The 17,986-nt window shown below is 55.1% G+C and carries 16 protein-coding genes, 1 pseudogene and 1 riboswitch; of the genes and pseudogenes, 7 read left to right on the forward strand and 10 right to left on the reverse strand.

Annotated features, from left to right (window positions below):
* The first annotated feature begins 1 nt into the window (after window position 1).
* Window positions 2–790 (forward strand): nucleotidyltransferase domain-containing protein, encoded by a 789-nt coding sequence (locus MKleb_RS01720; protein WP_217076409.1) that lies wholly within the window; start codon window positions 2–4, stop codon window positions 788–790.
* Between the two features lie 39 nt (window positions 791–829).
* Here MKleb_RS01720 and lysC read toward each other — a convergent pair whose 3' ends face one another.
* Window positions 830–2,179, reverse strand: a complete 1,350-nt coding sequence (gene lysC / locus MKleb_RS01725; protein WP_004097732.1) for a lysine-sensitive aspartokinase 3 — start codon at window positions 2,177–2,179, stop codon at window positions 830–832.
* A 180-nt stretch (window positions 2,180–2,359) separates the two neighbouring features.
* A riboswitch (Lysine riboswitch) is annotated at window positions 2,360–2,593 on the reverse strand.
* 352 nt (window positions 2,594–2,945) lie between these two features.
* Between lysC and pgi the strand changes: the two genes are divergently transcribed.
* Complete coding sequence (gene pgi / locus MKleb_RS01730; protein ID WP_163586350.1) at window positions 2,946–4,595, forward strand: glucose-6-phosphate isomerase; 1,650 nt, start codon at window positions 2,946–2,948, stop codon at window positions 4,593–4,595.
* Between the two features lie 45 nt (window positions 4,596–4,640).
* Here pgi and MKleb_RS01735 read toward each other — a convergent pair whose 3' ends face one another.
* The 6 genes from MKleb_RS01735 to MKleb_RS01760 form a co-directional block, all read right to left on the reverse strand.
* Entirely contained in the window at window positions 4,641–5,096 is a 456-nt protein-coding gene (locus MKleb_RS01735; RefSeq protein ID WP_004097740.1) for an acyltransferase, read from the reverse strand.
* Window positions 5,097–5,104: 8 nt separating this feature from the next.
* On the reverse strand, window positions 5,105–5,614 hold the full coding sequence (locus tag MKleb_RS01740) for a GNAT family N-acetyltransferase (protein ID WP_014227531.1): 510 nt from the start codon (window positions 5,612–5,614) through the stop codon (window positions 5,105–5,107).
* Between the two features lie 111 nt (window positions 5,615–5,725).
* The gene (locus MKleb_RS01745; RefSeq protein ID WP_004097745.1) at window positions 5,726–6,103 is read right to left on the reverse strand and encodes a Rid family detoxifying hydrolase; all 378 of its coding nucleotides are present in this window, start codon (window positions 6,101–6,103) and stop codon (window positions 5,726–5,728) included.
* Window positions 6,104–6,128: 25 nt separating this feature from the next.
* On the reverse strand, window positions 6,129–6,449 hold the full coding sequence (locus MKleb_RS01750) for an AzlD domain-containing protein (RefSeq protein WP_004097748.1): 321 nt from the start codon (window positions 6,447–6,449) through the stop codon (window positions 6,129–6,131).
* Window positions 6,442–7,179, reverse strand: coding sequence for an AzlC family ABC transporter permease (locus MKleb_RS01755; protein ID WP_004097750.1), 738 nt, complete (start codon window positions 7,177–7,179; stop codon window positions 6,442–6,444). Before MKleb_RS01755 ends, MKleb_RS01750 begins: the two co-directional genes overlap by 8 nt.
* A gap of 67 nt (window positions 7,180–7,246) precedes the next feature.
* Window positions 7,247–8,524 (reverse strand): L-cysteine desulfidase family protein, encoded by a 1,278-nt coding sequence (locus MKleb_RS01760; protein WP_025107706.1) that lies wholly within the window; start codon window positions 8,522–8,524, stop codon window positions 7,247–7,249.
* A gap of 377 nt (window positions 8,525–8,901) precedes the next feature.
* Between MKleb_RS01760 and psiE the strand changes: the two genes are divergently transcribed.
* Window positions 8,902–9,312 (forward strand): phosphate-starvation-inducible protein PsiE, encoded by a 411-nt coding sequence (psiE, locus tag MKleb_RS01765; protein WP_004097754.1) that lies wholly within the window; start codon window positions 8,902–8,904, stop codon window positions 9,310–9,312.
* 190 nt (window positions 9,313–9,502) lie between these two features.
* On the opposite strand, the gene malG is transcribed toward psiE, so the two are convergent.
* The 3 genes and pseudogenes from malG to malE all read right to left on the reverse strand — a co-directional run bounded on the left by malG (window position 9,503) and on the right by malE (window position 13,328).
* Entirely contained in the window at window positions 9,503–10,393 is an 891-nt protein-coding gene (gene malG / locus MKleb_RS01770; RefSeq protein WP_004097756.1) for a maltose ABC transporter permease MalG, read from the reverse strand.
* A 14-nt stretch (window positions 10,394–10,407) separates the two neighbouring features.
* On the reverse strand, window positions 10,408–11,952 hold the full coding sequence (gene malF / locus MKleb_RS01775) for a maltose ABC transporter permease MalF (protein WP_025107705.1): 1,545 nt from the start codon (window positions 11,950–11,952) through the stop codon (window positions 10,408–10,410).
* A gap of 185 nt (window positions 11,953–12,137) precedes the next feature.
* Window positions 12,138–13,328, reverse strand: a pseudogene (gene malE / locus MKleb_RS01780) (maltose/maltodextrin ABC transporter substrate-binding protein MalE).
* A 369-nt stretch (window positions 13,329–13,697) separates the two neighbouring features.
* Here malE and malK point away from each other — a divergent pair.
* The 4 genes from malK to ubiC all read left to right on the forward strand — a co-directional run bounded on the left by malK (window position 13,698) and on the right by ubiC (window position 17,983).
* On the forward strand, window positions 13,698–14,807 hold the full coding sequence (gene malK, locus MKleb_RS01785) for a maltose/maltodextrin ABC transporter ATP-binding protein MalK (RefSeq protein WP_004097762.1): 1,110 nt from the start codon (window positions 13,698–13,700) through the stop codon (window positions 14,805–14,807).
* A gap of 171 nt (window positions 14,808–14,978) precedes the next feature.
* Window positions 14,979–16,268: a maltoporin gene (locus MKleb_RS01790; protein WP_014227535.1), complete on the forward strand. Its 1,290-nt coding sequence runs from the start codon at window positions 14,979–14,981 to the stop codon at window positions 16,266–16,268.
* 111 nt (window positions 16,269–16,379) lie between these two features.
* Window positions 16,380–17,297: a maltose operon protein MalM gene (malM, locus tag MKleb_RS01795; RefSeq protein ID WP_014837132.1), complete on the forward strand. Its 918-nt coding sequence runs from the start codon at window positions 16,380–16,382 to the stop codon at window positions 17,295–17,297.
* A 188-nt stretch (window positions 17,298–17,485) separates the two neighbouring features.
* Window positions 17,486–17,983: a chorismate lyase gene (ubiC, locus tag MKleb_RS01800; RefSeq protein ID WP_014227537.1), complete on the forward strand. Its 498-nt coding sequence runs from the start codon at window positions 17,486–17,488 to the stop codon at window positions 17,981–17,983.
* Window positions 17,984–17,986: the final 3 nt, after the last annotated feature.

The following is a 17,986-nucleotide window of genomic DNA, read 5'->3' on the forward strand; positions in this document are numbered from 1 at the left end:
AATGACGTATCACGCTGTAAGCGCCGCCATGCGCCATAAGGTGCGGCGGCAGTTAAAAGACGTGGAGCAGCGCTACGGCGTCAGAGTGCTCTACGCCTGCGAATCCGGCAGCCGGGGCTGGGGCTTTGCCTCGCCGGACAGCGATTATGATGTGCGGTTTCTCTACGTTCACCCGCTGGAGTGGTACCTGCGGGTGGATCCCCCGCGCGATGTTATTGAGCTGCCCATCGACGATGAGCTGGACGTCTGCGGCTGGGAGTGGCGCAAGGCGCTGGGTCTGCTGAAAGGGGCGAACCCGACGCTGATCGAATGGCTGGATTCACCGGTGGTGTATCAGCAGGATGACGCGACGGTTCAGGCGCTGAAGAAAGTGATACCGCATTGGTTTTCTCCGGTTCGCGCCCGCTGGCATTACTATTCGATGGCCCGTAAAAATTTTCGCGGCTATCTGCAAGGCGAACGGGTGCGGCTGAAAAAGTACTTTTACGTACTGCGCCCGCTGCTGGCCGTCCGCTGGGTTGAAGCGGGAAAAGGCGTGCCGCCGATGCGCTTTGATGAACTGCTGGCAGGAAGCGAGCTGGCAGCGGGTCTACGTGCGGAAATAGACGAGCTGCTGGAACGTATACAGCGCGCAGGAGAGGCGGAAAACGGCCCGCGTCGACCGCTGCTGCATGCGTTTATTCAGTCCGAGCTGCTCAGAGGCGCAATCCCGCCAGCGCTGCCTGAGAGCCGGAGCGGTGATGTCAGGGAGTTGGACAGATTGCTGATGACCACGGTGATGGGAAACTAAAAATGGCCCGGCAGAAATGGCGGGCCATTTTATTCGCTATTACTCGAACAGATTATGATGCAGCTTCTGCACCACTTTTTCGGCATCCGCACCCGGGACCAGGAAGCACAGGTTATGGCTGGATGCGCCGTAGCAAATCATACGAATATTAAACGGGTCCAGTACGCCAAACACCTCTTTACCGACGCCGCACGCCTTCGACAGTTCATTACCAATGATGGCGACCAGCGCCAGATCCTGCTCGACCTCAACGCGGCACAGAGAGGAAAGTTCGGTCAACAGTCCCTGGGTGAGCAGGGTATCGCCAGCCGACGTCGAACCGGTGGTATCCATGGTCAGCGCCACGCTCACTTCCGACGTGGTGATCAGATCGACGGAGATACTGTGGCGGGCCAGAATACTGAATACCTCGGCCAGAAAACCGCGTGAGTGCAGCATATTCAGGCTGTGCAGGGTTAGCAGCGTCTGCTTGCGGCGCAGCGCCAGCGCGCGGAACAGCGGCGGGTTTTCGGTGTTTTTGCACACCAGCGTGCCGCCGGCTTTCGGCTCTTTGCTGGAGCCGACGAATACCGGAATATCGCTGCGCACGGCGGGGAGCAGGGTAGCCGGATGCAGGACCTTCGCGCCAAAGGTCGCCATTTCCGCCGCTTCTTCAAAAGCGATAACGTCAATGCGTTTGGCCGCCGGGGCGACGCGCGGGTCGGTGGTATAGATACCCGGAACATCGGTCCAGATGTCGACGCGGGTGGCGTTTAGCGCTTCGCCGAGTAGCGCGGCGGTATAGTCGCTGCCGCCGCGGCCAAGCGTGGTGGTGCGGCCTTTGGCTTCGCTGCCAATAAAGCCCTGGGTGATCACCACGCCTTCCGCAAGACGCGGGGCCAGCAGTTGCTGGGTTAATTCGGATAAGGCGGCAATATCCGGTTCCGCGCGGCCAAAGCGGTCGTTGGTGCGCATAATTTTGCGCACGTCGAACCACTGGGCGGCGATACCGCGCTCGCGCAGGATCTCGACAAACAGCAGAGTAGACATCAGTTCGCCGTGGCTGACCAGTTCGTCGGTTAACGCGGTTGAACTGGCCAGGGAGGCGGCTTCCGCCAGGGTGGTGATGTTTTCCAGCAGGCGCTCAATTTCATCGCGAATAACGTTGGGATAGCGCAAACGCTCCAGAATATTGAACTGGATTTGACGCATGGCATCGAGCTTCGCGAAACGTTCGCCGGGTTCCAGCCCTTCCGCTAAGGCGACCAGCAGGTTGGTCACCCCCGCTGAGGCGGAAAGCACCACCACGCGGGTATTGGCGTCCAGCAGCGCGACGTCCACGCTGCGGTTCATGGCATCAAAATCGGCAACGCTGGTGCCGCCGAACTTGGCTACAACTAAGTCTGTCATAACAACCTCGTGTCAGGGGGCCTGACTTATTAAAACGATTCCAGAAAACCAATCCTGGCGGGGCTGGACGCAACCGGATTGCAATAAAATGTCTTAATAAGCCAGGCCAAATTATTCAGCCATGGCACAAGGGAAGAGCGAAAAACAGGGTGGGCGCAGAGCGATAAACAAACTACGATGTCACCCAGAAGTGCTCCACCTTGTAGACCCGCTTGCCGATGCTGTGCATCAGACGGCGAGTATGAAACGCCCGACTGCGAACGTTTCTGGTGACAACCCAGGGGATTCAGCCCCTGTGGCCGGTGATGAGCGTAACCAGACGCTTATTCACCTCGGCGTTGCTCCCCCTCACGTATTTTCCCCGGACTGGCTCCTCCAATACGGTTACCTGGGCAACGCACCTCTTCTGGCAATTACCGACGTCTTTCACTTTGCCAGGGGGACGCGGGACATTATACCCCCCTGCAATACCCTTTCGCTGTAGCGTGAAATGCGCGATCCATACCTACCTACGTATATGTAGGTACTGCCGTTATATAAAGGCTTCAGGCGAAGTATGTCAACGTCAGGGTTATGCGGATTTTTCATGCGCGAGTCGCTGACAGAAAAAAGCCTTATGATGTCTATACTATGAGGGGCGATTTGCGCCAAATTGGCTCTAATCCTGACGCGTATCATCGGCATAACACAAAAATCATCACAATTTTTCGTCACCGGCGCTACAATCGACCGCAGTCACAATTCTCAAATCAGAAGAGTATTGCTAATGAAAAACATCAACCCAACGCAGACCTCTGCCTGGCAGGCATTACAGAAACACTTTGATGAAATGAAAGACGTTACCATCGCGGATCTGTTCGCGAAGGATAGCGATCGTTTCTCTAAATTCTCCGCCACGTTCGACGATCTGATGCTGGTGGATTTTTCCAAAAACCGCATCACCGAAGAGACGCTGGCAAAACTGCAGGACCTGGCCAAAGAGACCTTCCTGGCAGACGCCATTAAATCCATGTTCTCCGGCGAGAAGATTAACCGCACGGAAGACCGCGCGGTGCTGCACGTTGCGCTGCGTAACCGCAGCAATACTCCGATTCTGGTTGATGGCAAAGACGTGATGCCGGAAGTGAACGCCGTGCTTGAGAAGATGAAAACCTTCTCCGAAGCCATTATCTCCGGCAGCTGGAAAGGCTACACCGGTAAAGCGATTACCGACGTCGTCAACATCGGTATCGGCGGCTCCGACCTCGGCCCGTTCATGGTGACCGAAGCGCTGCGCCCGTACAAAAATCACCTGAATATGCATTTTGTTTCTAACGTCGATGGTACCCACATTGCCGAAGTGCTGAAAACGGTGAACCCGGAAACTACCCTGTTCCTGGTCGCGTCGAAAACCTTTACTACTCAGGAAACCATGACCAACGCTCACAGCGCGCGCGACTGGTTCCTGGCGACCGCTGGCGATGAGAAGCACGTCGCGAAACACTTCGCCGCGCTCTCGACCAACGGTAAAGCGGTTGGCGAGTTCGGTATTGATACCGCCAATATGTTTGAGTTCTGGGACTGGGTTGGCGGCCGTTACTCTCTGTGGTCAGCCATCGGCCTGTCCATCATCCTGTCCGTGGGCTTCGACAACTTTGTTGAGCTGCTCTCCGGCGCGCACGCGATGGACAAACACTTCTCCACCACGCCGGCTGAGAAAAACCTGCCGGTGCTGCTGGCGCTGATCGGTATCTGGTACAACAACTTCTTCGGCGCTGAAACCGAAGCGATTCTGCCGTACGACCAGTATATGCACCGTTTTGCCGCCTACTTCCAGCAGGGCAACATGGAATCCAACGGTAAATACGTTGACCGTAACGGCAACGCCGTGGATTACCAGACTGGCCCAATCATCTGGGGCGAGCCGGGGACCAACGGTCAGCACGCGTTCTACCAGCTGATTCACCAGGGGACCAAAATGGTGCCTTGCGACTTTATCGCGCCGGCGATTACGCATAACCCGCTGTCCGATCACCATCCGAAGCTGCTGTCCAACTTCTTTGCGCAGACCGAAGCGCTGGCGTTTGGTAAATCCCGCGAAGTGGTTGAGCAGGAATATCGCGATCAGGGTAAAGATCCGGCGACCCTGGAACACGTGGTGCCGTTCAAAGTGTTTGAAGGCAACCGCCCCACCAACTCCATCCTGCTGCGTGAAATTACGCCGTTCAGCCTGGGCGTGCTGATTGCCCTGTATGAGCACAAAATCTTCACCCAGGGCGTGATTATGAACATCTTCACCTTCGACCAGTGGGGCGTTGAGCTGGGCAAACAGCTGGCTAACCGCATCCTGCCGGAGCTGAAAGATGGTTCCGAAGTGAGCAGCCACGACAGCTCCACTAACGGTCTGATTAACCGCTATAAATCCTGGCGCGCATAATCGCTAAAACGTTCGCAATGCCGGCCCATGTGGCCGGCATTTTTGTTATAGCCGCCGCAGCAGCTTTGCCGGGTTCCCGGCCCACACGCCTTTCTCCGTAATGGATTTGGTCACCACGCTGCCCGCGCCAATCACGACCCCATCGCAGATGCTGACCGCCAGAATGGTTGCGCCGCTGCCGATAGACACATCGTTGCCAATCACAATTCTTCCCCAGCTCTCGCGGTCGGCGTTGGGCTTTCCCTCGCGGAACATATCGTTGGCGAACATCACGCCGTGGCCGATAAAACAGCGCTCGCCGATGGTCACGTACTCGCAGATAAAGGTGTGGGACTGAATTTTGCTGTCGTTGCCGATACGGGTATGGCCCTGAATCTCTACAAACGGCCCGACGAAGACGTTATCGCCAAGCGTGCAGTCGTAAAGGTTGGCGGGCTGGTAAATCACCACGTTTTCGCCGCTGGCGACGTTGCGAATGGCGGTTTCACGAAGGGTATGCATGCTGCCTCTCAGATTGGTTTAGCCAGAATATGGAGTGTGCTTTCCTGGGTTGCAGAATGAAATGCCACATCCTTCACGTGCTGCATCCCCTGACGTTCATAAAAACGGCGGGCACCGGTATTCGCGGCGAGCACTTCCAGCCATAGCCAGCTTTCACCGGTCTCTTTCGCTCGCTTCTCGACGGCGCGAAAAATTTGCTCGCCGTAGCGATGCCCGGTAGCGTCAGGTAATAGATAGAGTTTATGCAATAGCGTACCCGTAGGGCCTTCGGGGTTGATGTCCTGGCGGCAGGCATATTTAGCAAAGCCAATTGGCTCCTCTGCCTCAGCAATCAACCAGCAGCACTGCGGATCGGCCAGGCTGTGCGCCAGCGCGGCCATGGAATACTCTTGCTGCAGGTAGTGCTCCATTTCATCGGCGTTGTGCCAGAGGTGGGCAAAGTGGTGGCGATAGCTGGCATTGGCCATCTGGTTGAGTAAAGCCGCATCTTCCGGACGTGCAAGACGAATCTTTAGCATTCTGCGTTCCTCGCAAAGAAGTGGCGATATTTTGCCCGTAAAGTTCGCTGCGGGTAAACCTCAAAAGTGGGGGGGATAAGAAGTGGCCGGAGGATGGCCTCCGGCCGGGGATCAGGCGACGGCGATGGCTTCGATCTCAATGCCCGCATCTTTAGGCAGTCTGGCGACTTCGACGCAGGAACGGGCCGGAAAGGCCGCGTTGTGTTCGGTGAAGAACGCTTCATACACCGCGTTGATGGTGGCGAAGTCATTCAGATCCTTGACGAAGACCATCGTCTTAACGATGTTTTTCACCTGCAAACCCGCCGCTTCAACGATAGCCTTAACGTTGTCCAGCGACTGTCGCGTCTGCTGAGCGATGTCGTCAGACATGGTGCCGTCCTGCGGATTGACCGGGAGCTGCCCTGAGGTCATCGTCATGGTACCCAGATTTACTCCCTGAACATACGGGCCAATGGCGGCAGGCGCAGCGGCGGTGGTAATTATCATTCTGTTGATTCCTTCTGATAGGTGATTACATGAAATAGTTGAGCAAAACCAGTGAACCGACGCCGCTGACGACGACCCAGACCAGGCCCAGGCGGAAGCTGGCGAGCGTGCAGATAATCGCGGCGATCACCTTCGGGTTTTTCAAATCGAACTCCATGCTGGAGTTCACGCTCAGGATCTGAATCGTGATGATGGCCGGCAGCACGGTCACCGGCACAAAACGCAGCGTTTTGCTGACCCGGCTCGACATCTGAATCTTCCCGGCGAGGCCAATGAACGAGAAGCGAATAAGAAAGGTCACGGCGGCCATGCCCAGCGTCAGGGCGATAAAAAAGCTATTACTCATTTTCCAGCGCTCCTTCGAGAGAGAGTTTGTCAGCGGCCTGCGCCTGTTTACGCTCTTCGGCGAGATCGACGCTCAGGCCCGCCATTACGCCCAGTACGGACGCGACGACGATACCTAACGAGTAGGGCAGTACGACCAAAAGTACCCCGGATACGGCAGCAACAACGGCGGCGACGGTGCAGGCCTGGCTTTTGATTTGTGGGACCACGATGGCGATAAATGCGGCGACCATCGCGAAGTCCAGACCATATTTTTCAATGTGCGGAAAAGAGGCGCCAACCAGAGCGCCAAGGAAATCGGCTAGCACCCAGGCGAACCAAAACGTCAGCATTGCTGAAAAATAGAAAAGATATTTATCTTTTTTATTCTCCTCCATCTCTTTCACCGTCGTGGCGTACACTTCATCGGTCAGGGCATACGCCATAAAGCATTTTTTAAAGAAGGAGGCTTCGCGTACCGTACTGGAAATAGAGGCGCTATAAAGCACATGGCGAAGATTAATAATCAGCGTGGTGAATATAATCACCCCAAGGCTCGCTCCGGTTTTTAGCATATTTAACGCCAGCATTTGTGCCGAACCGGCGATGACAATCGTCGACCATGCCGTACTTTGCCAGATACTCATCCCGGCGCTAACGCTTAGCGCGCCGACAATAAATGAAAACGGAAAGTCGCCGATGCACAGGGGAAGTATGGCGCTCATACCCCGTAGAATCACTTTTTTGTTCATAAACAATACCTGTTGTATTCAGGAGATTAATTATTTGTGTAAGGTACATTAAAACGCTAATTAATGATTACTTTGCTACCATAATGTTGATGATTTCTTTATCGGTATAGGCCATAGGCTTAATTACCAGACGGCAGAGATTATTAATAGTCTGCTCAACGTCAGCGCAAACAATGCCGTCATTAGAGCCAGCGCAGCTATTTTGCATCGCCATCAGTACGGCCTTAAAGGCGCTGGAAACCACGGACGACACTTTCATTGCGCAGCTATTAGAGGCGCCATCACAAATCATGCCGGTAATATCGCTGATCATATTAATAATAGCGGTATTAATTGTTTGCAGGTCACGGGTAAATAACCACGCCATGCCAGCCGCGGCGCCCATCGCTGCCGTGGACGCCGCGCATAGCGCGGAGAGACGCGTATAGCGGGAGTGGATCGATATGGCGGTCAGGTGGGAGAGCGCCAGCGCCCGCGCGAGGGTCTCTTCATCGGCGTTAAGATGCTCCGCGACCGTCACTACCGGCATGGTGGCGGCGATACCCTGGTTACCGGAACCAAAGTTAGACATCGCGACGACGGGGGCTCCGCCCATTCGTGCGTCGGATGCGGCGACGGTATTGATGATGACTTTACTCAGCAGGTCGTTGCTGAGCAGGCCATTTTTTACCGCATCAGAGAAGGTGCCGTTGATGTTCAAGCCGTATTTTTTGCTTTTACCTTCCTCCGCCAGCGCCGAATTGAGCCGGGCGGCTTCGAGAATAAATGCGATGTCGGCGAATTCGACCTCGTTAATAAAATTAAAGGCTTCCGCAAGCGAGAAGGTTGCTAATGTTTCCTGCTGCGTTACCGTACTCTGTTTGTCCGCCAGCACCTGCGCTTCGCCATTAATATACAGCTCAACGATATTGGTATGCGTGCCCTTGACCACCACGCGGCAGCTCTTTTCGCCACCCGTTAGCGTCAGATCCAGATGAATAAAGTCAGGAGTATCTTTCACGCTAATATTGACCTGGCCATCGGCAATTAACATCTGGGCTAATTCAACATGCCGTTCGGTAATTCCCTCCAGCGTTTTTAAACCTTTATCCGCATCGCCACCAAATGCGCCAATTGCGGCTGCGAGCGCCACCCCGCTGACGGAAGTGCCCGGAATAGTTACGCCCATCGCATTCTTGTACAGGTTCGCAGAAATAAAGCCGCTAATGTTTTGACAAGCCGTATCTAAATGTTTCGCAGCGTAAGCGGCGGTAAAAGAAATAGCAACGGGTTCCGTACAGCCTAATGCCGGAGCCACTTCTTTTTTTAGCCAGTTTATAAACAGGGATGAGTGTTCAGTAGTCATGTTTTATATCGTTCCGCTAACGAGGGTTTATTAATCTGCGAGTATGCTAAGTCAATTTCTAAGGAAAAACTTACTCTAATGCGGGCGTAATTTATGCCTGAAAGAGAAAAATATTCGCTTATTACAATATTGTAAAATTGTGATCTTATTATGGTTAATTAACTGATTTGACGGGTATTTATATTCTGTTTTTTGAACATAAAAAGGGATTTAGTTAACTACCTCACAGCGTTGCCGAAAGTAAAAATTTCTCTTTTTACGTATTTCATCGGAGATGAGAAAGGCAAGCAGTGGAAAGAAGGGACTCACAAATGTAGATCTGGATCACATTTTTGCGTTATACAGGTCACAGGAAATCATGATGATGAGGTGTACCTATGCCGCCGGTTTATCGTCCGTTGGTGAGTTTTATTGCAACCGCAATGCAAACCGTTTTGAATCTTGGCCTGCTGTGCCTGGGGGTCATTCTGATCGTATTTCTGGGAAAGGAGACGCTGCATCTGGCGCACGTCCTGTTCACCCCGGAGCCTGTCAGCAAGTACAAGCTGGTGGAAGGGCTGGTGGTCTACTTCCTCTATTTCGAGTTTATCGCGCTGATAGTGAAGTACTTTGAGTCGGGATTTCACTTCCCGCTGCGCTACTTTGTCTATATCGGCATCACCGCAATCGTCCGCCTGATCATTATCGATCATGAGTCGCCTATGGCGGTGCTGATTTACTCCGCGGCGATCCTGATTCTGGTGATAACGCTCTGGCTGTGTAACTCCAACCGTCTGAAGCGCGAATAAAAAAAGCGGCCTCCAGGGCCGCTGACCAACAGTCACAAATAGAATTTATGTAGGGTCCAGTTGAGGATAGCAGTGGCATTTGCCTTACTTTTTCAGCTGAGGGCGACGGCGGTAATACCCGGTTGGGGTCGCGCATTACCGCTAAACCGTCGGCCCTCATCTGAAATTTGGGGCGGGTGTTACAAAAAAATTAACCTTTCACTCCGCCAGCCGTCAGGCCGTTAACCAACCAGCGCTGGGCCAGCAGGAACACCACGGTAATCGGAATGGCGGAAAGCACCGCCGCGGCGGCAAAGTCGCCCCACAGATAGTTCTGCGGGTTGAGATACTGTTGCATTCCGACCGCAAGGGTATAGCTGTTCACATCGCGCAGCAGCAGGGAGGCCACCGGCACTTCGGTGATCGCCGCGATGAACGACAGAATAAACACCACCGCCAGAATCGGTACCGACAGCGGGAGCAGCACGAGGCGGAAAGCCTGCCATGGGGTCGCACCGTCCAGCGCCGCCGCTTCTTCCAGCGAGCCGTCGATGGTTTCGAAGTAACCTTTGATTGTCCAGACGTGCAGCGCGATACCGCCCATATAGGCGAAGATGACGCCGCCGTGGGTATTCAGGCCGACGAACGGCACGTACTGGCCGAGACGGTCAAACAGGGCGTACAGCGCGACCAGCGACAGCACCGCGGGGAACATCTGGAAAATCAGCATCCCTTTCAGCAGCGTTGCTTTACCCGGGAAGCGCATGCGGGCAAAAGCGTAAGCGCAGGTGGTAGAAAGCGCGACGATGCCAATGGCGGTAATGCCTGCCACCTTGATGGAGTTCCACAGCCACAGCAGCACCGGGAAGGGGGGCGGCGTGACGCGACCATCAGCGTGTTCGACGCTGAAGCCGAGCGCCAGCCGCCAGTGCTCCCAGGAGATACTTTCGGGGATCAGGCTACCGGTGGCGAAGTTCCCTTCGCGCAGAGAGATAGCGATGACCATCAGCAGCGGGAACATAATCGCCGCGATAAAAATCAGCAGCAGGAGGTGCGTCGTGAACAGGCGCAGCTTCTGAGATTTGGGTTGAACCATAGCCATAATCGTTATCTCCCTTAATCAAACTTCATACGTGTGGCTTTCAGGTTAACAATCGCCAGGGCGCCTACCAGCAGGAAGATCAGCGTGGCGATAGCCGCCGCAAGGCCGAAGTCCTGACCGCCGCCGCCTTCAAAGGCGATACGGTAGGTATAGCTCACCAGCAGGTCGGTGTAGCCCGCCGGCGTGGTGGTGCCGAGCCGGTCCGGCCCGCCGTTGGTCAACAGCTGAATCAGCACGAAGTTGTTAAAGTTAAAGGCGAAGCTGGCGATCATCAGCGGCGTCAGCGGCTTGATCAGCAGCGGCAGCGTAATTTTGAAGAAGTTCTGGAACGGCGTAGCGCCATCCATTGCCGAGGCTTCATATAAATCGTCAGGAATCGCTTTCAGCAGGCCCATGCACAGGATCATCATGTACGGATAGCCCAGCCAGGTGTTGACGATGATAATCATGGTACGCGCGGTGGTCGGGTCGCTAAACCAGGCCGGCTTGATGCCGAACAGCGCGCTGAGCATCATGTTGATCTCACCAAAGCTCTGGTTGAACAACCCTTTGAAAATCAGAATCGAGATAAACGACGGTACGGCGTAAGGCAGAATCAGCAGTACGCGGTAAATCGCTTTACCTTTCAGGGCTTCCCACTGGACGAGACAGGCGAGCACCATGCCGACCGCAACGGTGAGAATCACGGTCAGAACGGAGAACACCACCGTCCAGACGAAAATCGCGAAGAACGGTTTCTGGATGCCTTCATCCTGGAACACGCGAGTGAAGTTATCCCAGCCGATGGTCACGGTGTAGCCCGGGCTGAGCTTTTCGCTGCCCCAGCTACCGTCGGCGTTCATCGCCTGATAGAAACCGACCTCGGCGTTCGGACGGTATTTCACGCCGCTCTGGTTGTTGGTCAGCGTGCCGTCACTGGCCAGCGCGTACAGCGGCTGGGTACCGGAGAACTGACGCAGGGAGCTCATAATGACTTTGCTTTCATCCGGCAACACGGCGGTCAGCTGGTTCAGGGCGGTACGGTTTTGCGTAATCACGCGCAGCGTGGCGCGCTCGCCTTCCGGCAGGGCGTCTGCCTCTTTTAAGGCCAGCTTCTGTTCGCCGCCGAATTTAAAGGCGTCGGAAAGATAGTTTTTGCCGCTTTCGCCGTCGGTCAGCGCCAGCTTCCACTCATCTCCCGCCGGATAAAGCGCGAAGTTGTAGGATTTGCCCGCCTGGAAGGAGCGGTCCATCAGCACCTGTTGGGCGCGTTCGAAGGTCAGCTGGTTAGTGCTGCTGTAGTTGGTGAAAGCGATAGCGATAGTGCAGATCAGCGGGAACAGGACGAACAGCCCCATCCCGGCGAGACCCGGATAAACATAGCGCCAGGCGTAGGCCTTGCGATTGGAAAAAATATACAGGCCAACCGAGCTCAAAATCAGCGTCATGATGGCAAACAGGTACTCCCCCTGGGCGTACATCAAAACAACAAGGTAACCCACCAGCAGGCACAGCAAGCCGATCACAGACCATGTGAGCTGCGGGCTTTGCCACCAGTGCTTCTTTTTCACGACATCCATGGGGATCATCCTCTTTACACTTTATCCTTCGCGCTACCTCTTTGTTGGCTGCGGATGCGTACCCCAGTCACTTACTGATGTAAGCTCCTGGGATTTGCATCCTTGCCGCCTCGATGTAGCGCGAATGATTTCGCGTAACAACGTATTCAACAAACCTTATTCCCTAAGAAATAAGGGAAACCGTATTACTTGGTGATACGAGCCTGTGCGTCTTTCAGCGCCGCATCGACGGTCTGGCGACCGCTAGCGGCGTTGATCACTGCGGTACGAACGGCATACCAGAAGGCGGACATCTGCGGAATATTCGGCATGATTTCACCTTTCTGGGCGTTAGCCATGGTGGCGGCGATACGCGGATCTTTTTCCAGTTTTTCCTGGAAGGATTTCAGCGCGACCGCGCCCAGCGGTTTGTCCTTGTTCACTTCATCCAGACCCTGATCGGTCATCAGGTAGTTTTCGAGGAACTCTTTCGCCAGTTCTTTGTTCGGGCTGGCGGCGTTAATACCGGCGCTCAGTACGCCAACGAACGGTTTAGAAGGGTTGCCTTTGAAGGTCGGCAGCAGGGTAACGCCGTAGTTAACCTTGCTCTTATCGATGTTAGACCACGCTCACGGACCGTTGATGGTCATCGCGGTTTCGCCTTTGTTGAATGCCGCTTCCGCGATGGAGTAGTCGGTGTCGGCGTTCATATGCTTGTTCTTGATAAGGTCGACCAGGAAGGTCAGGCCCGCTTTCGCGCCAGCGCTATCCACGCCTACGTCTTTCACGTCGTACTTGCCGTTTTCAAACTTGAACGCATAACCGCCGTCGGCGGCGATCAGCGGCCAGGTGAAGTACGGTTCTTGCAGGTTGAACATCAGCGCGCTCTTACCTTTCGCTTTCAGTTCTTTATCCAGCGCCGGGATCTCTTCCCAGGTTTTCGGCGGGTTTGGCACCAGGTCTTTGTTATAGATCAGCGACAGCGCTTCAACGGCAACCGGGTAGGCAATCAGCTTGCCGTTATAGCGAACCGCATCCCAGGTGAACGGATAGAGTTTGTCCTGGAACGCTTTATCCGGGGTGATTTCCGCCAGCAGGCCGGACTGCGCGTAGCCGCCAAAACGGTCGTGAGCCCAGAAGATGATGTCAGGGCCGTCGCCGGTCGCGGCAACCTGCGGGAATTTCTCTTCCAGCTTATCCGGATGCTCTACGGATACTTTAATGCCGGTGTCTTTTTCAAACTTTTTACCCACTTCAGCGAGGCCGTTGTAGCCTTTGTCGCCGTTAATCCAGATAACCAGCTTACCTTCTTCGATTTTTGCGAGGGCAGAGGCGGAAAACATCATCGTGGTCAATGCAGACAGCGCGAGGATGCGAGCGCCAGTTTTGATTTTCATATACCCGTCCTATTTGGTGATGTGCTCGTGGATACACTTGAGTGGCTTAACGGTGATGAGTTTCCTTTTTTAACAACCTCTTTCCATCCTCCCCATGTCTACGCCCCATCCCCCGATAGTGTGATCTCCATTGCAGAAATGCCGGTTATGAGTCCTGGAGCACATAAAAAGGCGGCCAATTTTGCAGGCTACATCACGAAATCGACGTCCGTCCGTCCCCCCCGGCGGCGAGACGCAATCTCTCATCCTCCCGCCTCCTCCCCCATAAAAAAGCCGGGGGTGGAGGATTTACCCTATTTATGAATGCCGCATAGTCAGCCCATCTTGAATGTGTCGTTAAGTGACAGGTTGTAACGAAGGGAGAAGGGCATGGCGAGCGTACAGCTGCGAAATGTAACGAAAGCCTGGGGTGACGTAGTGGTATCGAAAGATATCAATCTCGAGATCCAGGATGGGGAGTTCGTCGTGTTTGTTGGGCCATCAGGCTGCGGCAAATCCACCCTGCTGCGTATGATTGCCGGGCTGGAAACGGTGACCAGCGGCGATCTGCTGATTGGCGATACCCGAATGAATGATGTCCCGCCCGCCGAGCGCGGTATCGGGATGGTGTTTCAGTCTTATGCGCTTTACCCCCACCTTTCCGTCGCGGAAAACATGTCTTTTGGCCTGAAGCTGGCCGGCGCCAAAAAAGAGCTGATTAACCAGCGCGTGACTCAGGTGGCGGAGGTTCTTCAGCTGGCCCATCTGCTGGAGCGCAAACCGAAAGCGCTTTCCGGCGGTCAGCGTCAGCGCGTGGCGATTGGCCGTACCCTGGTGGCTGAACCGCGCGTGTTCCTGCTGGATGAACCGCTCTCTAACCTCGATGCCGCGCTGCGCGTGCAGATGCGCATTGAGATTTCCCGTCTGCATAAGCGTCTTGGCCGCACGATGATTTACGTGACCCACGACCAGGTCGAAGCGATGACCCTGGCCGACAAGATTGTGGTGCTGGACGCCGGTCGCGTCGCGCAGGTCGGGAAGCCTCTCGAACTCTATCACTACCCGGCGGATCGTTTCGTCGCGGGCTTTATTGGCTCGCCGAAGATGAACTTCCTGCCGGTGAAAGTCACCGCTACCGCCATTGAGCAGGTGCAGGTGGAGCTGCCAAACCGTCAGCAGGTCTGGCTGCCGGTGGACAGCGCCCGCGTTCAGGTCGGCGCCAACATGTCCTTAGGGATTCGCCCGGAACATCTGCTGCCCAGCGATATCGCCGACGTCACCCTTGAAGGTGAAGTTCAGGTGGTCGAACAGCTCGGCCACGAAACGCAAATTCATATCCAGATCCCATCCATCCGTCAAAACCTGGTTTACCGCCAGAACGACGTGGTGCTGGTAGAAGAGGGAGCCACATTCGCCATCGGTTTGCCGCCGGAGCGCTGCCATTTATTCCGTGAGGATGGCACCGCTTGTCGTCGGCTGCATAAAGAGCCGGGCGTGTAAGGCTTCTAACTAAAAAAAAACACAAAACCATTCGCGCTGCATCGAGGCGGCAAGGGAATGAATCCCTGGGAGCGTACAAAAGTACGTGACCAGGGTGAGTGAGCGCAGCCAACAAAGAGGCAGCCCGAAGGGTGAAGTGTTCAAAGAAAAGCAATGATCTCAGGAGATAGAATGATGATTACTCTGCGCAAACTTCCACTGGCGGTCGCCGTTGCGGCAGGCGTTATGTCTGCTCAGGCGCTGGCCGTTGATTTCCACGGCTACGCTCGTTCTGGTATCGGCTGGACCGGCAGCGGCGGTGAGCAACAGTGCTTCAAAGCCACGGGTGCTCAAAGCAAATACCGTCTTGGCAACGAATGTGAAACCTATGCGGAACTGAAGCTGGGCCAGGAGTTGTGGAAAGAAGGTGATAAGAGTTTTTATTTCGATACTAACGTCGCTTATTCCGTAAATCAGGAAGATGACTGGGAAAGTACCTCTCCGGCGTTTCGTGAAGCTAACATCCAGGGTAAAAACCTGATTGACTGGCTGCCGGGTTCTACCCTGTGGGCCGGTAAGCGCTTCTACCAGCGTCATGACGTTCACATGATCGACTTCTACTACTGGGATATCTCCGGCCCGGGTGCGGGTCTGGAAAACGTTGACCTCGGCTTCGGTAAACTCTCTCTGGCGGCCACGCGTAACTCAGAAAGCGGCGGTTCTTACACTTTCTCCAGCGATGACACCAAGAAATTTGCTGCTAAAACCGCAAACGACGTCTTTGACGTGCGTCTGGCCGGTATGGAAATCAACCCGGGCGGCGTACTGGAGTTAGGCGTGGATTATGGCCGCGCTAACCCGCAGGACGATTACCGTCTGGTTGATGGCGCATCAAAAGACGGCTGGATGTTCACCGGTGAACATACTCAGTCTATCTGGGGCGGCTTCAACAAGTTTGTTGTTCAGTATGCGACCGACTCGATGACCTCCTGGAACAGCGGTCACTCCCAGGGAACCAGCATCGATAACAACGGCAGCATGATCCGCGTTCTGGATCACGGCGCGATGGACTTCAACGATGACTGGGGCCTGATGTACGTTGCGATGTACCAGGACGTGGACCTGGACAGCAACAACGGTTCTACCTGGTACACCGTCGGTGTTCGTCCGATGTACAAATGGACGCCGATCATGAGCACCCAGCTGGAAGTCGGTTACGACAACGTGAAATCTCAGCGCACCAGCGAAAACAACAACCAGTACAAAATTACCCTGGCCCAGCAATGGCAGGCGGGTAACAGCGTCTGGTCTCGCCCGGCAATCCGTATTTTCGCGACCTACGCAAAATGGGATGAGAACTGGGGCTACAGCAACACCTCCGGTCTGCAGACTAAAGACGGCAGCGGTAACGGGGTTTACACCTCCAGCCGCGGTAACGATAGCGAAGTGACCTTCGGTGCGCAGATGGAAGTTTGGTGGTAACACCGCCGTAATCATGTAGTGACACGGAGGGGCTCTGCCCCTCCTGATTCTTCAGGATTAGCGCGCTATTGCCTGGCCACCGCTAAACCTACGCTATCCGAGGTGAGAACAATGAAAATGAAGAAAACTCTCGTCGCCCTGTGTTTATCCGCAGGAATGTTGGCATGCGCGCCGGGAATGAGCCTTGCCGACGTCAACTTTGTCCCGCAAAACACCAGCGCAGCGCCCGCCATCCCCGGCGCTGCCCTGCAGCAGCTCGTCTGGACGCCAGTCGATCAATCTAAAACGCAGACCGTTGATTTACTCACGGGCGGCCAGCGCCTGGATGTTGCCGGCATCTCCGGCCCGGTTGCGGCCTGGAGCGTTCCGGCGAATATTGGCGAACTGACCCTGACGCTCACGAGCGAAGTGAATAAGCAAAAACAGATTTTTGCGCCGAACGTGCTGATTCTCGATCAGAATATGACGCCATCCGCGTTCTTCCCCAGCAGCTATTTTACCTATCAGCAGCCCGGCGTAATGACCGCGGATCGGCTTGAAGGCGTCATGCGCCTGACCCCGGCGCTGGGGCAGCAGAAGCTTTACGTGCTGGTCTTTACGACGGAAAAAGATCTACAACAAACCACGACTCTGCTTGATCCGGCGAAAGCTTACGCTAAAGGCGCGGGCAATGCCGTGCCGGATATTCCAGACCCGATTGCCCGCCACACCACCGATGGCGTGCTGAAGCTAAAAGTCAAAACCAATAGCGGCTCCAGCGTGCTGGTTGGTCCGCTGTTTGGCTCTTCCGGCAATGGCCCGGTGACCGTTGGCAATACCGCAGCGCCGGTTGTCGCGCCGGCCCCGGCTCCGGCGGCGAAAAGCGAACCGATGCTTGATGACACCGAAACCTATTTCAACAACGGCATTAAGCAGGCGGTTGCGAAAGGCGATATCGATAAAGCCCTGAAATTGATGAACGAAGCTGAACGTCTTGGCTCGAAATCTGCTCGTTCCACCTTTATCAGCAGTGTAAAAGGCAAGGGGTGACCGTCTCCCCGCAATGCTGATGTTTAGGCACAGCCTTTAGGTGCGTCCGTCAGGGCGCACTTTTTTTTAGCGCGCCGCAGCCTCTGTTGCACGGCTGTTGCGCGGATGATCGTATATTGACGTTTGCCCGCCCCCGATGCCCCATTCTGCGATACAATACCTTTACGTTATGTACCGGAGATTCAGGCATGCCACATCCTGCGCTTACGCAACTGCGTGCGCTGCATTATTTTGCCGCTATGCCCCCGCTGGATGCGCATCTGCGCGACTGGCTATTGCTGGAAGACTCAATGACCAAACGCTTTGAGCAGCAGGGGAAGAAAGTCAGCGTCATCATGGTTAACGAAGGTTTTGTTGGACGCGACGCGCTGGCCGGTGAGGCGCCCCTGTTACCGAGCGAACCCCGCTACTGGCTGCGGGAAATCATTCTTTGCGCCAACGGTGAACCCTGGCTGGCCGGGCGCACGATAGTGCCCGAATCAACGCTGAGCGGCCCCGAACTGGCGCTGCAACAGCTGGGGCAAACGCCGTTGGGCCGCTATCTCTTCACGTCATCGACGCTAACCCGTGATTTTATTGAAATTGGTCGTCATGCAGAGCTGTGGGGGCGTCGTTCCCGCCTCCGGTTGAGCGGCAAACCGCTGCTGCTGACGGAACTGTTTTTGCCTGCATCGCCGTTGTATTAAGAG

The organism is Klebsiella sp. PL-2018 (genome assembly GCF_019048985.1).
GTDB classification, from domain to species: domain Bacteria; phylum Pseudomonadota; class Gammaproteobacteria; order Enterobacterales; family Enterobacteriaceae; genus Klebsiella; species Klebsiella michiganensis.